This is a genomic window from Streptomyces anthophorae, assembly GCF_049310305.1.
Lineage (GTDB): Bacteria > Actinomycetota > Actinomycetes > Streptomycetales > Streptomycetaceae > Streptomyces.
In genome coordinates this window covers 468341-482116 of record NZ_JBLWQQ010000001.1, presented here as the reverse complement: position 1 = coordinate 482116, position 13776 = coordinate 468341, and the positions used below count along the sequence as shown (strand labels likewise).

11 protein-coding genes are annotated in these 13776 nt (G+C 70.8%); 7 read left to right on the top strand and 4 right to left on the bottom strand.

Annotated elements, in window-relative coordinates; all coding sequences use genetic code 11:
* Positions 1–3: 3 nt before the first annotated feature.
* Positions 4–1035 carry a 2,5-dihydroxypyridine 5,6-dioxygenase NicX family protein gene (locus tag ACNYS0_RS02110; RefSeq protein WP_422470886.1) on the bottom strand — a complete coding sequence of 344 codons (1032 nt, stop codon included), beginning with the start codon at positions 1033–1035 and terminating at the stop codon, positions 4–6.
* A gap of 359 nt (positions 1036–1394) precedes the next feature.
* Between ACNYS0_RS02110 and ACNYS0_RS02105 the strand changes: the two genes are divergently transcribed.
* Positions 1395–2609 carry a beta-ketoacyl-[acyl-carrier-protein] synthase family protein gene (locus ACNYS0_RS02105; RefSeq protein ID WP_422470885.1) on the top strand — a complete coding sequence of 405 codons (1215 nt, stop codon included), beginning with the start codon at positions 1395–1397 and terminating at the stop codon, positions 2607–2609.
* 58 nt (positions 2610–2667) lie between these two features.
* Here ACNYS0_RS02105 and ACNYS0_RS02100 read toward each other — a convergent pair whose 3' ends face one another.
* The 3 genes from ACNYS0_RS02100 to ACNYS0_RS02090 all read right to left on the bottom strand — a co-directional run bounded on the left by ACNYS0_RS02100 (position 2668) and on the right by ACNYS0_RS02090 (position 6348).
* A complete protein-coding gene (locus ACNYS0_RS02100; protein WP_422470884.1) occupies positions 2668–4026 on the bottom strand; it encodes a phosphatase PAP2 family protein in 1359 nt (452 codons plus the stop codon).
* A 136-nt stretch (positions 4027–4162) separates the two neighbouring features.
* Complete coding sequence (locus ACNYS0_RS02095) at positions 4163–4846, bottom strand: GntR family transcriptional regulator (RefSeq protein ID WP_422470883.1); 684 nt, start codon at positions 4844–4846, stop codon at positions 4163–4165.
* Positions 4843–6348: a chlorohydrolase family protein gene (locus ACNYS0_RS02090; protein ID WP_422470882.1), complete on the bottom strand. Its 1506-nt coding sequence runs from the start codon at positions 6346–6348 to the stop codon at positions 4843–4845. The genes ACNYS0_RS02095 and ACNYS0_RS02090 overlap by 4 nt, the downstream gene beginning before the upstream one ends.
* 265 nt (positions 6349–6613) lie before the next feature.
* On the opposite strand from ACNYS0_RS02090, the gene ACNYS0_RS02085 reads away from it, so the two are divergent.
* From ACNYS0_RS02085 to ACNYS0_RS02060, 6 genes are read left to right on the top strand one after another with little or no spacing between them, the layout of a single operon-like run.
* Complete coding sequence (locus tag ACNYS0_RS02085; protein ID WP_422482421.1) at positions 6614–7651, top strand: ABC transporter permease; 1038 nt, start codon at positions 6614–6616, stop codon at positions 7649–7651.
* 27 nt (positions 7652–7678) lie between these two features.
* Positions 7679–9421, top strand: coding sequence for an ABC transporter substrate-binding protein (locus tag ACNYS0_RS02080; protein ID WP_422470881.1), 1743 nt, complete (start codon positions 7679–7681; stop codon positions 9419–9421).
* Positions 9422–9427: 6 nt separating this feature from the next.
* Entirely contained in the window at positions 9428–10429 is a 1002-nt protein-coding gene (locus tag ACNYS0_RS02075; protein WP_422470880.1) for an ABC transporter permease, read from the top strand.
* Positions 10429–11439, top strand: a complete 1011-nt coding sequence (locus ACNYS0_RS02070; RefSeq protein WP_422470879.1) for an ABC transporter ATP-binding protein — start codon at positions 10429–10431, stop codon at positions 11437–11439. Before ACNYS0_RS02075 ends, ACNYS0_RS02070 begins: the two co-directional genes overlap by 1 nt.
* Entirely contained in the window at positions 11436–12443 is a 1008-nt protein-coding gene (locus ACNYS0_RS02065) for an ABC transporter ATP-binding protein (RefSeq protein ID WP_422470878.1), read from the top strand. Before ACNYS0_RS02070 ends, ACNYS0_RS02065 begins: the two co-directional genes overlap by 4 nt.
* Positions 12444–12502: 59 nt before the next feature.
* Positions 12503–13717 carry an amidohydrolase gene (locus tag ACNYS0_RS02060; protein WP_422470877.1) on the top strand — a complete coding sequence of 405 codons (1215 nt, stop codon included), beginning with the start codon at positions 12503–12505 and terminating at the stop codon, positions 13715–13717.
* The last annotated feature ends 59 nt before the right edge of the window (positions 13718–13776 follow it).

Sequence of the window (13776 nt, the reverse complement as noted above, 5' to 3'; positions counted from 1 at the left end):
GGGTCAGCCTTCGACGAGGCGGCCGTCGGTGACGACGTCCGCGCCGTCGAGGCTGACCGTGCAGCCGCGCATCGCGATGTCGAGGTGGGCGTATGAGTCGCGCTGGAGGTGCGGGTGCGGGCCCGTGGACCACAGGAAGTTGCCTGCGAAGGCGCGGGCGTCCATGCCCATCAGTTCGTCCTTGCCGTACATCGCGGTGGCGAACCAGTCGGCGGACTTCATCAGGCCCCAGCCCATGTGGGAGAGGCTGCGGGCCCACTTGTCGTGCGAGTCCTCGAAGAAGGTGTTCAGGAGCTTGGCCTCGGCGCCGCCGGTGACCTCCTGGATGTGGCCGCCCGAGACATGGAGGGTGACGGGCCGCTGCACGTACTCCTTGAACGGCAGCAGGATGTCGCCCTCGGCGAGCACGATCCGCCCGTCGGAGATCTCCGGCCAGCACAGCACCATCGTGCTCGGCCAGTGGTCCCAGCGGCCCGGGTCGTCGGCGAAGCCGGTCTGGAACTCGGGGTGGGAGTCGGCCAGTTGGACCGTCAGGTCCGTGCCCGCCTCGGAGGTCACGCGCATGACGGAGGAGGCGCGGACCCGGTCCACGCCCTCCTGGACGCGCTCCTTGTCCCGTTCGTCCGGCAGGTTGCGGATGAGGACGTCGGGGGCGTCGCAGACGAAGATGATGCGGGTGCCGGTCTTGAGGATGTCCTGCTGCAACGGGGCGTGGATGAAGCCCTCACGGGTCAGGTCCACGACGAGGTCGGCCGCCTTCAACAGCTCTTGTGCGGCGGTGTCGTTGAGGACGGACACGAGGCCGGGGCCCGCGCCGGTGTGGGTGCTGGGCAGCGGGGCCGGGCTGCCGCCGGGGACCGTGGCGGACACGACGTGGGCGCCGAGGCTCTTGGCGGCCCCGAACGCGGCGGCGACGTAGTCACCACGGCTGCCGGGCTCGGAGAGCACGACCACGTGCTCTCCCTCGCGGACCTTGCACAGCTTCAGTTCACGGGTGAAGGCGTCGAGGACGTCGACGGACGAGAAGTCGAACATCGGGGGTTCCTCCGGGATGCGAGCGCGGACGTACTGGGCACGTGCGGATGGTGCGGAGGGTGCGAAGGCATGCGGGATCGCCGCGGCGGGACGCCGTACGAGGGCGTCGCCGGGGGTTCTTCCGAACCCGCCTGCCGAGATAATCCGAGCACGTACGATCTGGGAAATCAAGGGGTGGGGTGCCGGGGAAGGGTGGCGAGCGGGCCCCGAGGGGGAAGCGAGTCACTTGTAGTAAGCCGACAATGTCTCGCTGGGGAATCGGTCGACTCCTCGCCTGATAAAGCCGCTGATCGTTGACATCATCGCCGGGAGAGTGGATCGACAGCTATGTAGCATCTGAACAATACGAGGAGGCTCAGGTGACTGGGAACGGTCATGTGCAGGTGACGGGCATCGGCGCGATGACGCCGCTGGGAGCCGACGCCCCGGCGTCGTGGGCGGGGCTGCTCGACGGCAAGTCGGGGGTAAGGCTCCTGGAGGAGGAGTGGGCCGCGGAGCTGCCCGTGCACGTCGCGGCAGGGCTCACGGTGGACCCGGCGTCGATGCTTCCGCGTCCCGAGGCCAGGAAGCTGGACCGCGGTGAGCAGATGGCGCTCCTCAGCGCGCGCGAGGCATGGCAGGACGCCGGTGCCCCGCAGGTCGAGCCGGAGCGGCTCGCGGTCGTCATCGGCACCGGGACCGGAGGCGTGCTCACCACGCTGGGGCAGGACGACATCTTCGAACGCTCGGGAGCCCGCCGACTGTCACCGTTCGCGGTCCCCATGCTGATGCCGAACGGTCCCGCGGCCTGGGTGAGCATGGACCTGGGCGCGAAGGGCGGCGCCAGGACCCCGGTCAGCGCGTGTGCGTCCGGCGCGGAGGCCCTGGCCATGGGGCAGGACCTGATCCGGGCCGGGCGGGCGGACGTGGTGGTCGCCGGTGGCGTGGAGGCGTGCCTGCACCCCTTCACCCTTGCGGCGTTCGCCCAGATGAAGGCCCTGTCGACGCGGTCCGACGAACCGGAGGCGGTGTCCCGCCCGTTCGACACCGAGCGGTCCGGATTCGTCATGGGCGAGGGTGCGGGGATGATGGTGCTCGAACGCCCCGAGTTCGCGCGGGCCCGCGGCGCACGCGCCCACGGCACGCTGGCCGGCAGTGCCGTGACGTCGAGCGCCGACCACATCACGGCCTCCGACGCGGACGGCCAGTCCTTCGCCATGAACCTGGCGCTGCGCGACGCCGACGTGGCCCCGGCGGACATCGGGGTCGTGCACGCCCACGCCACCTCCACGGAGTCCGGCGACGTGGCGGAGGCCGAGGCGATCGGCCGCGTGATCGGCAGGCACGCCGCGGTCACGGCGACCAAGTCGATGACCGGCCACATGCTGGGTGCGTCCGGGACGGTGGGCGCCATGGCGGCCCTCCTCGCCCTGAGGGACGGCGCCGTGCCCGCCACGCGCAACCTCGACACCCTCGACCCGCGCGTGGACCTGGACGTGGTCCGCGGTGAGCGCCGCTCGGGGCAGTGGCAGGCGGCGCTGGCCAACTCGTTCGGGTTCGGCGGGCACAACGTGAGCCTGGTGTTCACGGGCTGAGCGTCTGCGCGGAGAGCAGGTGCGGCAGCGAATGTCCGCGCACACGCGTGGCCAGGCCCTACGCCAGCTCCGGCTGCGGATCCGCCGAACCCGCCTTCGACGGACGCGGCGGCGGAGGCGGCGTGGCCTGCGGGCCCCACTGCCGTGCCGTCCGTACGTAGAGGAGGACCACGGAGCCCGTCAGCAGGATGAGCAGCGGGCCGAACGCCCAGGGGTGTGCGGCCATGTGGGTCGGCAGGTAGCGGTAGGACACGAGCAGCAGCGTGAGGACCGCCGTGCCGTAGCTCACCATCAGCGTGGCGTGGCGGTCCCAGCCGCGGGCGAAGGCGCGCATCGCGGCCTCGATGGACAGCGCGAAGACCGTGCCCGCGAGCAGGTCCACGCCGTAGTGGTAGCCGAAACCCAGGGTCGCGGTGAGCGTGCCGACCAGCCAGAAGGTGCCCGCCCAGCGCATGGCGCGGGAACCTTCGCGGGTGTGGAGGAAGAGGCTGATGGCCCACGCGGTGTGCAGGCTCGGCATGCAGTTGCGCGGGGTGATCTCGTCGAACGGGAAGGAGTGCGGGACGGTGATCGCCGGGAAGGTGTCCGGCCAGATGTTCGCCATCGCCCAGTGGCCGCCGTCGGGGCCGAAGGCGTAGAGCGGGCCGACGACCGGGAAGATCATGTAGATGGCCGGTCCGAGGAGGCCGATGGCCAGGAAGGTGCGCACCAGGTGGTGGGCGGGGAAGCGGCGCTCCGCCGCCACGTGGCGCAGCTGGTAGAGGCCGACGAGGGCGGCGGCCAGGGGCAGTTGGCCGTAGACGAGGTGGAGGAAACCGCCGCTGAACGGCGAGGTGGCTTCCACGAGCCGGCCGACCAGCCACGACGGGTTGGCGAGGGCGTGATCGGCGGTGGCCACGTACTGGTCGAGAACCGTCGGGCGGGTCTTGGACGTGATGAGCAGCCAGGTGTCGCCCGTCTTGTGGCCGAAGACCAGAAGGAGGCCGAGGCCCGAGCCCTTGAGGAGGACCGATCTCTCCCGGCCCGTGTGGCGCACGAGGCCGAGGACCGCGACGCCCACGATCACCCACAACGCGCCGTTGCCGAAGCTCGGATCGGCGCCGACGATCAGCCGCACGAGCAGGAAAACGATGTCGACGGCGATCGCGGTACATGCCGCGATCAGCCGCTGCCGCCAGGTGAGCACCACCATCGTGAGCGCCAGACCGGCGTAGAGCAGCGGGCCCGAGCGCGGCGCGAAGATCACCTCCCGGGCCTCTACGGTGATCGGCCCGGGCTGCCCGTAGCGGCGCGCCACGAACTCCAGGGCGATGTGGAAGCCGAGCGTCACGAGGCCGACCGCGATCCACAAGAGGGTGCGCGGCTGACGCCAGGCGGGCGGCCGGGGCTCGGCGCCGCGCTGGTGCGGCAGGGGCATGGGAGGTGGTGTGGTCTTCAATTGTCCGACTTGGTGGCTTGGTTCCGGCTGCGGGCGACTGCGACGATCTGGGTGATCGTCGCAGTTCGAACATGCTAACGGGGGCCGGGTCCGGTAGGTAGAGGCGTGTCTGGGGCTACTCCGCGGGCAGCACCTTCGCCAACGCCCGCAGCACGGGCTCCCGTCGGACGTCGATGTGCGCGTAGGTGAGCGCCTCGGCGAGCCGGGGGCGGCCGTCGCCGATCGCCCGGCAGATCTGGTCGTGCTCTGCGCGGTGCTGCTCGGCGCCGCGCTCGGTGGCGGTGATCCGGAACAGCCAGTGCATCAGGCCGAGCGAGCGCTGGAACGAGGACTGGAGCAGCCGGTTGCCCGTCATCGTGATCAGCTCGGAGTGGAAGGCCGTGTTCGCGGCCGCGATCCCCGCCTGGTCTGCGCTCCGCGTCGCCGCGTCGGCCTCGGCCATCACGGTCCGCAGGCTGTCGTGGCCGCCCCCGTCCGCGACGATCTCCGCCGCCCTGCGCGCCGCGAACACCTCCAGGCTCAGGCGCAGATCGAAGAGTTCCTCGACGTCCCGGAGGGTCAGGCGGCGCACGCGCGCGCCCCGGCGCGGCTCCAGTTCGACAAGGCCCTCGGCCGCGAGGCGCATCAGCGCCTCGCGGACCGGGACCCGCGAGACACCGAGCGCCTCGGCCAGCTCGCGTTCCCGCAGCCGAGAGTCGGGCGGGTGCGCGCCGGAGTGGATGCCGGCCCGGATCAGCTCCTCGGTGCGCTCCACCTGCGAAGCGGTTCCGGCTCCGGCGCGTTCTGCCGTGAGTGTCACGCGGGGGACTCGCTCTCGGGCACGGGGGAGCCGGGCGCACGGAACGCCGGGAACGTCGGCGGGAAGAGCGTGCCGGTGTCGCGGCGCTCGGTGTCGCGTTCGCTGTAGGCCGCGCGCATCTTCTCGAACAACGCCTGCGCGCTGCGCGCCAGTCGCGGCAGGTCCGTGCCGGGCAGCGCGCCGTCGACCAGGACCGGGTTGCCCGCCACCACCGAGTTCGTGGCCTGCCGCGCCGTGCCGTTGAGCAGGAACGTACGGACCGGGTCGTCCATGACCCCGTCGCGGATGTCGTCCAGGGAGAAGGCGACCAGGTCCGCCTGTGCGCCGACGGCGATCCGGCCCAGGTCCGCGCGGCCGAGGGCGCGGGCCCCGCCGAGCGTGGCCGCCTCCACGTAGTGCTCGGCGGGCGCGGCGTCCGAACGCCCCTCGGCGATCTTCGCCAGGTGGACGCCGACATCCATACCGCGGATCAGATCCGGCGGGAAGGAGTCGGTGCCCAGGCACAGGTTGACGCCGGCCTCGCGGTAGGCGCGGAACGAGTGCAGCATCTCGCCGTAGCGCAGCGAGGTCTGCGGGCAGTGGATCACCGAGATGCCGCTGGCGGCGAGCAGCGCCAGGTCGCCGCGGTCCTCGCCGTGGACTGCCGGGTGCCGGTCGAGCAGCACCGTATGGGGGATGAGCAGGTTCGGGCTCAGCAAGCCGTGCTTGTCGAGGAGTTGAAGCGGCGTCAGGCCGTCGTGCCGACGTTGGACGATCTCGCGCTCGGCCAGGCCCTGGAGCGCGTGCAGCCGTACCAGGGACCCGCGCTCGCGTGCGACGCGGGCCGTCTCGCCGAGCAGTTCCTCGGTGAGTGTCTCGATGCGGCAGGGGAGCAGGACGCCGGTGAGCAGCGGGTCGTTCAGCTCGTCGAGGTGGTCGAGGAAGCGGACGGCGTCGCGCAGTCCCGCGCGGCCCTCCTCCTCGTCGAAGGCCACGTCGCGGGTGCCGTCCGGCAGTACGACGTTGACCCCGGAGCGGTAGGCCGGGCCGAGGTATCCGCGCAGACCGATGCGGCGCGCCGACTCCGCCATGTCGACCAGTTCCTCGTAGGGCTCCGCCCAGCGGCTGTGCACCTCGGAGGCGATCGGCATGAAGGTGGTGATGCCGTGCAGGGCGAGCTGGGCGAGCGCGTACTCGCGGATGGTGGCGCGTTCCCGCGGCGTGAACACGTCGTGGCGGCGGTGGGTGAAGTAGTCCAGGGACCACTGGAGTCCCTTGCCCCGCTCGGGCCCGGCCCAGGAGTCGAGGACGAGGTGGTCGACGTCGGTGAGCGCGTCGAGGTCGATGAGGCCCGGCAGCACCAGGGACTCGCCCAGGTCGCGCTCCTCGTCGACCTCGCCCTCGTACCGGGGGCCGACGTAGATCACGGTGTCGTCCTGCCACACCACCTCGCCGTCCCGCAGCAGCGCGTGGCCGCCGTCCTGGTGGGCGAGGACGTGTCGGGCGCGCCAGCGGGTGCGCATAAGTGCCTCCTGCGGTGGGGGTGTTGCGAACGTGGCCGATCGTACGAGTTGGTATACCGGAAAGGGAAGGCGGTGTCGGCGGGAGTGCCCGCCGGGTGTCGAAGGCGCGCGAATACGCGCCTTAATGTCCAGCAATGCGGCTTAGTTCAGGCGACCGGTATACCAAATTGCGAATACCCCTATCGCTGCCCGACCCGGCTGGTATACCGTCCCGCCAACCTTCCCCCTTGCGCCGAATGGATCACGCGACGTGACGGATTCCCCAGTGCTGCCCGCTCGGCCGCCCTCCGGCGCCGACGGCGACGCCGTACCCAACTCGCCCTCGGCGACGTCGGCTTCGGGCCCGCCCGTGGTCGCCGCCCGCTCCCTCATCGGGACCGCCTGGCTGCGCATCCGGCGCAGCCGGGTCGCCCTCGCCGCGCTCGCCGTGGTGGTGCTCATGATCCTGTTCGCGGTGCTCGCCCCCGTGCTCACCGCGATCGAGGGCCAGGACGCGTACACCACGAGCACCAGCCCGGACGTCCTCGACGACTACGGCACCCCGGGCCTGCCGTTGCCCTACTACCGCTACCCCTCGGGCGACCACTGGCTCGGGCTCGAACCGGGCCTGGGCCGCGACATCTTCGCGCGCATGGCACACGGCGCCCAGGTCTCGCTGGTCATCGCGCTCCTCGCGACCGTCGTCTCCGTCGTGCTCGGCACCGTGCTCGGCGCCGCCGCCGGCTACTTCGGCGGCAAGGTCGACATGGTCATCAGCCGCGTCATGGACCTGTTCCTGGCCTTCCCGCACCTGCTGCTCGTGCTCTCCCTGACGCCGATCCTTCAGTCCCGGCTCGGCGACACGGCGCTGGGGGACGGGAGCCTGCTGCCGATCGCCTCGCTGGTGATCATCCTCGGCTTCTTCGGCTGGGCCTACCTCGCCCGCGTCGTGCGCGGACAGGTGCTGTCCATCAGGGAGCAGGAGTTCGTCGAGGCCGCCCGCGCCTACGGCGCCTCGCACCGCTCGATCATCCTCAAGCAGATCGTGCCCAACGTGATGGGCGTCGTCCTCGTCTACGCCACGATGATGATCCCCACCAACATCACGGCCGAGGCCGCGCTCTCGTTCCTCGGTGTCGGCGTCAAGGACCCGACCCCCTCCTGGGGTCAGATGCTCAACGCCGCCCAGCAGGGCAACTGGTATCTCACCGACCCCTGGTTCCTCGCCGTGCCCGCGGGCGCCCTGGTGATCACCGTCCTCGCCTTCAATCTGCTCGGCGACGCCGTCCGCGACGCCCTCGACCCCAAGTCCTCCCGTGGCTGACCGCGTACCGGAACAACAGGAGCAGCAGTGAATCGACGCACCACGGCGGCGCTCGCCCTGGCGGTCGCCGCCGGGCTGAGCCTCACCGCCTGCGGCGGCCCCAAGCCGGCCCCCGGCTCGGGCTCCCGCGCCCCCGCCGACGCCTTCGACCCGGTCAAGGTCGGCGACGGGGACACCACCAAGGGCGGCAACGTCAACGTCCTGATGTCCACCGACTTCCAGACCCTCGACCCCGGCAACAGCAACTACGTCCAGACAGCCAACGTGGGCCAGCTCTACTACCGCACGCTCACCATGGCGAAGGAGGAGGCCGGCAAGCCGCCGAAGGTGGTCCCGGACCTCGCGACCGACCTCGGCAAGGTCTCCAAGGACGGGCTGACCTGGACGTACACCCTGAAGAAGGGGCTGAGGTTCGAGGACGGCAAGCCCATCACGGCCAAGGACGTGAAGTACGGCGTCGAGCGCACCTACGCCCGCGACGTCTACACCCAGGCCCCGCAGGAACTGAACGCCGCCCTGTCCGACGACGGTTACAAGGGCCCCTACGTCAAGGGCGCGGCCCGCAACTTCAAGGGCATCGAGACACCCGACGACCGCACCGTCGTCTTCAAGCTCAAGCAGCCCTTCGCCGAGTTCCCCGCCCTCGTCTCCCGCTCCAACACCGCTCCCGTGCCGCGCGCCAAGGACACCAGGCTCGACTACACCAACCACCCGGTGTCCACGGGCCCGTACAAGATCGAGTCGTACCAGCGCGGGCGCGCCATGAAGCTCGTCCGCAACCAGCACTGGGACCCGGCCACCGATCCGAACCGCAGCGCGCTGCCGGACACCTTCACCTTCAGCCTGTCCACCGCGCAGTCCACCATCAGCCAGCAGCTGCTCGCCGACTCCGACCCCACCGCCATCACCCTCGACAGCGCGGGCGGACTCCAGGCCTCGGACGCGGCCAAGCTCGACCGGCCGAGCATCGCCCGGCGCACCGCCTCCGGGATCATCGGCTGCACCGACGTCCTCGACTTCAACACCGAGACCATCAAGGACCCGGTCGTCCGCAAGGCCCTCGCGCTCGCCGTCGACCGCAAGGCCATCCACCTCCAGTACGGCGGCGCGCGCTTCGGCAAGCTCACGCAGTCGTACATCAACCCCCAGCAGCGCGGATACGTACAGCAGCACACCGACCTCGACCCGACAGGCCAGCCCAAGTTGGGCGAGGCGAAGAAGCTGCTCAAGGGACGCTCGTACCCGAAGAAGCTCGTCTACGGCTACGCGGACGCCACGCCCCGCTACAAGAACATGGGCACCTCGCTCCAGGAGAACCTGCGCCATCTCGGCATCGAGCTCGAACTGCGCCCCATCCCCGCGGCGAACTACTTCACCACCCTCGCAGGCAAGGCGATGCCGGACCTCGCCCGCAGCGGCTGGTGCGGCGGCGCCGACAGCGGCTCGGTGCGCACCACCATCGACCCCAACCTGGGCCCGAGCGTCGACGGCAAGACCTTCGGCTTCTCCAACATCCCCCGCTACCACGACCCGGAGATCTCCAAGGCCATGTACGCGCTGCGCGGTGAGAACGGCACGAGCGAGGAGCTGGGCCGCAAGTGGTCGAAGCTCTTCGACCGCGCCATGCAGGACTACCCGCTCGTCCCGCTGATCAGGAACGTGACGCGCAGCGTCGTCGGCTCCGACATCAGGGGCGCGCAGGTCGGCTACTTCTTCGGCGCCATCGACCTGTCGACGGTCTCCGTCGCCTCCGGCCCGGGAAAGGGGTGACCTGACATGCTCGGCTTTCTGACCCGGCGCCTGGGCGCCACCGTCGTCCTGCTCGCCGTCATCAGCTTCGTCACCTTCACGCTCTTCCAGTTCGGCCCCGCCGACCCGGCGGCCGCCGCCTGCGGCCAGGAGTGCACCCCCGAACGCGTCGCCGAGGCGCGGGTCGCCCTCGGCATGGACAAGCCGTTCCTCACCCAGTACGTGAACTACATGTCGGGCCTCTTCCACGGCCGGACGATCGGCGCGCCCGGCGCCCAGACCCTCTGCGAGTGGCCCTGCCTCGGCAAGTCCTTCCAGACGAACGAGGACGTCGCCGCCGTCCTGGAGCGCGCCCTGCCGTACACCGTGTCGGTCGCCGTCGGCGCCATCGTGCTGTGGACCGTCGCCGGAGTCACCCTCGGCACGCTCGCCGCGCTGCGCAAGAACAGGCTCACCGACAAGCTGATCGTCGGCGCCGCGTCCATCGGTGTCTCGCTGCCGATCCCCGTCACCGGACTGCTCCTGCTGCTCGTCTTCGTCTCGACCTTCGACGTGCTGCCGTTCACCACGAACGCCATCACCTCACCCTTCGGCCCGGCCGGATTCGACGGCTGGTTCCTCAACTATCTGCTGCCGTGGGTCGCGTTGGCGGTGCTGTTCAGCGCCCAGTACATCCGTGTCACCCGCAGCTCCATGCTGGAGACCTTCGGCGAGGACTTCATGCGCACCGCCCGCTCCAAGGGCCTGTCGAAGCCCGCCATGGTCGTACGGCACGGCGCCCGCGCCGGACTGACCCCCGTCGTCACCATGCTGGGCCTCGACATCGGGCTGCTGCTCGGCGGCGCCGTGCTCACCGAGCAGATCTTCTCCGTGCCCGGCATCGGCTTCACCGCCGTCCGCGCCGCCCAGGCCGGCGATCTGCCCGTGACCATGGCGATCACCCTGCTCGCCGCCTTCTTCATCATCGTCGCCAATGTCGTCGTCGACGCCGTCTACGCCGTCATCGACCCGCGAGTGAGGGCCGCCTGATGACCAGTCAACCGCTGTTGCGGATCCGGGATCTGCACGTCGCCTTCCCCACCGACGACGGGCTCGTGCACGCCGTCAACGGCATGGACCTCAGCCTCGCCAAGGGCGAGACCGTCGGCCTCGTCGGCGAGTCCGGCTCCGGCAAGACGGTCACCAGCCAGGCGCTGATGGGCCTGCTCAAGGAGACCCGCGCCCAGGTCGGCGGCGAGATCCTGCTCGACGGCACCGACCTCAACACCCTCACCGAGGACCGGATGCGGTCCTGGCGCGGCAAGAAGATCGCCATGATCTTCCAGGACCCGCTCTCCGCGATGCACCCCTTCCACGCCGTCGGCGACCAGATCGCCGAGGCGTACCGGGTCCACAACAAGGTGTCCAAGAGGGCCGCGCTCGCCGTCGCCGTCGACATGCTGGGCCGCGTCGGCATCCCCGACCCGAAGCGCAGGGCCCGTGCCTACCCGCACGAGTTCTCCGGCGGCATGCGCCAGCGCGCGATGATCGCCATGGCCCTCGTCTGCGAGCCCGAACTCCTCATCGCCGACGAGCCGACCACCGCCCTCGACGTCACCGTCCAGGCGCAGATCCTCGACCTGCTCGGCGAACTCCAGCAGGAGACCGGCACGGCCATCGTCATGGTCACCCACGACCTCGGTGTCGTCGCCGAGGTCTGCCACCATGTCGCCGTGATGTACGGCGGGCAGTGCGTGGAGCGGGGGAGCGTGCGCGAACTGTTCCGCGACCCGCGCCACCCGTACACGCAGGGACTGCTCGCCTCCATGCCGACACTCGGCGACGACGGCGAACGGCTGCGCCCCATCCCCGGGTTCCCGCCCTCGCTCACCGCGCTGCCCGCCGGATGCCTGTTCGCGGACCGCTGCCCGCAGACCCACCTCGTCCCCGACGACCTGTGCCGCAGCGAGCGCCCCGCGTTCCTCGCGAACACCGGCGCCGACCACCCCTCCCGGTGCCACCAGGAGAACCTCGCCACCGCCGAGGAGGCCGCGCGATGACATCGACTCCCTTGCTGGAGGCCGAAGGGCTGACCAAGCACTTCCCTGGGCGCGGCGGACTGTTCGGCCGGGGCGGCGCGCCGGTCAAGGCCGTCGACGGAGTGAGCTTCTCCGTCGGGGCCGGGCAGACGCTCGGCCTGGTCGGCGAGTCGGGCTGCGGAAAGTCCACCACCGGACGGCTGCTGATGCGCCTGCTCGACCCGACGGCCGGAACCATCCGCCTCGAAGGACAGGACCTCGGCTCGATGAACCGGGCCGAGGCGCAGGAGTACCGCCGCCAGGTCCAGATGGTGTTCCAGAACCCGTCCTCCTCCCTCAACCCCCGCCAGTCGGTCGGCTCCGCCATCGCCGCACCGCTGCACGCCCAGGGCATCGAACCGCCCGGCGGCGTCAAGACCCGGGTGCGTGAGCTGATGGACCGCGTCGGCCTGCGCCCCGACCACTACAACCGGTTCCCGCACGAGTTCTCCGGCGGCCAGAAGCAGCGCGTCGGCATCGCCCGCGCCCTCGCCCTCGAACCCCGACTCATCATCTGCGACGAACCCGTCTCGGCCCTCGACGTCTCGGTCCAGGCACAGGTGGTCAACCTCCTCCAGGACATCCAGGCCGACACCGGTGTGTCGTACGTCTTCATCGCCCACGACCTGTCCGTCGTGCGCCACTTCGCGGAGCGGGTCGCCGTGATGTACTTGGGAAGGATCATGGAGAGCGGTCCGACGCGGGAGGTCTTCGACGACCCGCGCCACCCCTATACCCGGGCGCTGCTCTCCGCCGTCCCGCAGCCGGACCCCGATGCCGACCGCAGCCGCAGGATCCGGCTCAGCGGCGACCTCCCCACCCCCGCGAACCCTCCCTCCGGGTGCGTGTTCCGTACGCGGTGTCCGCTGCGCCCGACCCTCGACGAGGCCGAACAGGCGCGGTGCGCGGGCGAGTTGCCACCCACGGCGGGCACCGAGGGCCCCGCGTGCCACTTCGCGGACAGGACCCTCGCGGCGGCGCACTGACCGGGCCACCCACACACCCACCATCATCGACACCACCGAACAGAAGGAAGTCGCACCACATGCTCATCCGTGACGTCCGCCCCTGGGGCGGCGAGCGCAGTGACGTACAGCTCGACGGCGCCCGCATCGCCGCGATCCGCCCGCACGACCCGCAGGCCGAGCCCGTCGGGAACGGCGTCGAGGGCCGCGGCCGGCTCCTCTTCCCCTCCTTCAGCGATGTGCACGTCCACCTGGACTCCACCCGCATCGGCCTGCCGTTCCGCCCGCACACCGGGGGTCCCGGCGTGTGGACGATGATGATGAACGACCGCGAGAACTGGCGCGACGCCGAGGTCCCGCTGAACGAACGGGTGGCCGGCACCCTGGAGCGCATGATCGCGCGCGGCACGACCCGGGTGCGTACGTACGCGCAGGTCGACGTCGACTGCAAGCTGGAGAAGTTCGAGGCGGTCGTCGCCGCCAAGGAGAAGTACGGGCACCTCGCCGATGTCCAGATCATGACGTTCCCGCAGGCCGGCATCCTGCGCGAGCCCGGGACCGAGGAGTACCTGGAGGCCTCGCTCAAGGCGGGCGCGGACGTCATGGGCGGCATCGACCCCTGCACCCTGGACCGCGACCCCAAGGGCCACCTCGACGTCGTCTTCGGGCTCGCCGAGAAGTATCAGGTCGAGGTCGACATCCACCTGCACGAGCCGGGCGAGCTGGGTGTCTTCTCGACGGACCTGATCCTGGAGCGGGTCCGCGCCCTCGGCATGCAGGGCAAGGTGACGATGTCGCACGCCTACGAGCTCGGCTCCGTGAACGAGTCCACCAGCCGCCGCCTCATCGAGGAGTTCGCCGAGCTGGACATCGCCATGGCGACCGTCGCCCCCGCCGCCCGCAACCAGCTCTCCCTCGTCCAACTCACCGAGGCGGGCGTCCGCGTCGGCCTCGGCGAGGACGGGCAGCGCGACTACTGGAGCCCGTACGGCAACTGCGATCTGCTCGACCGCACCTGGCAGTTGGCCTTCACCAACAACTTCCGCCGCGACGACCACATCGAGATGTCTCTTGCCGTCGCCACCATGGGCGGCGCCTCCATCATGAGCCACGAGGTGCCGCGCCTGGCCGGTGTCACCGACCGCCCGGGACTCGCCGTGGGAGACCGCGCGGACCTGGTCCTGGTCGACGGCGAGACGCCGAGCAGCGCGGTGATGGACCGCGGCCGCGACCGTACGGTCCTGCACGACGGCCGGGTCGTGGCGGAGGGGCTGGAGCTGGTCGCCGGGGTGTGACCGGTGGTGGTGCGCGGGGCCCGGTCGCTGTGTGCGGCCGGGCCCCCGCGCGTGGTCCG

What these genes read in the sequence shown, in the direction of transcription:
- ACNYS0_RS02110 (WP_422470886.1), bottom strand. Translation starts at nt 1,035, where the DNA reads ATGTTCGACTTCTCGTCCGTCGACGTCCTCGACGCCTTCACCCGTGAA.
- ACNYS0_RS02100 (WP_422470884.1), bottom strand. Translation starts at nt 4,026, where the DNA reads ATGCCCCTGCCGCACCAGCGCGGCGCCGAGCCCCGGCCGCCCGCCTGG.
- ACNYS0_RS02090 (WP_422470882.1), bottom strand. Translation starts at nt 6,348, where the DNA reads ATGCGCACCCGCTGGCGCGCCCGACACGTCCTCGCCCACCAGGACGGC.
- ACNYS0_RS02075 (WP_422470880.1), top strand. Translation starts at nt 9,428, where the DNA reads ATGCTCGGCTTTCTGACCCGGCGCCTGGGCGCCACCGTCGTCCTGCTC.
- ACNYS0_RS02070 (WP_422470879.1), top strand. Translation starts at nt 10,429, where the DNA reads ATGACCAGTCAACCGCTGTTGCGGATCCGGGATCTGCACGTCGCCTTC.
- ACNYS0_RS02065 (WP_422470878.1), top strand. Translation starts at nt 11,436, where the DNA reads ATGACATCGACTCCCTTGCTGGAGGCCGAAGGGCTGACCAAGCACTTC.
- ACNYS0_RS02060 (WP_422470877.1), top strand. Translation starts at nt 12,503, where the DNA reads ATGCTCATCCGTGACGTCCGCCCCTGGGGCGGCGAGCGCAGTGACGTA.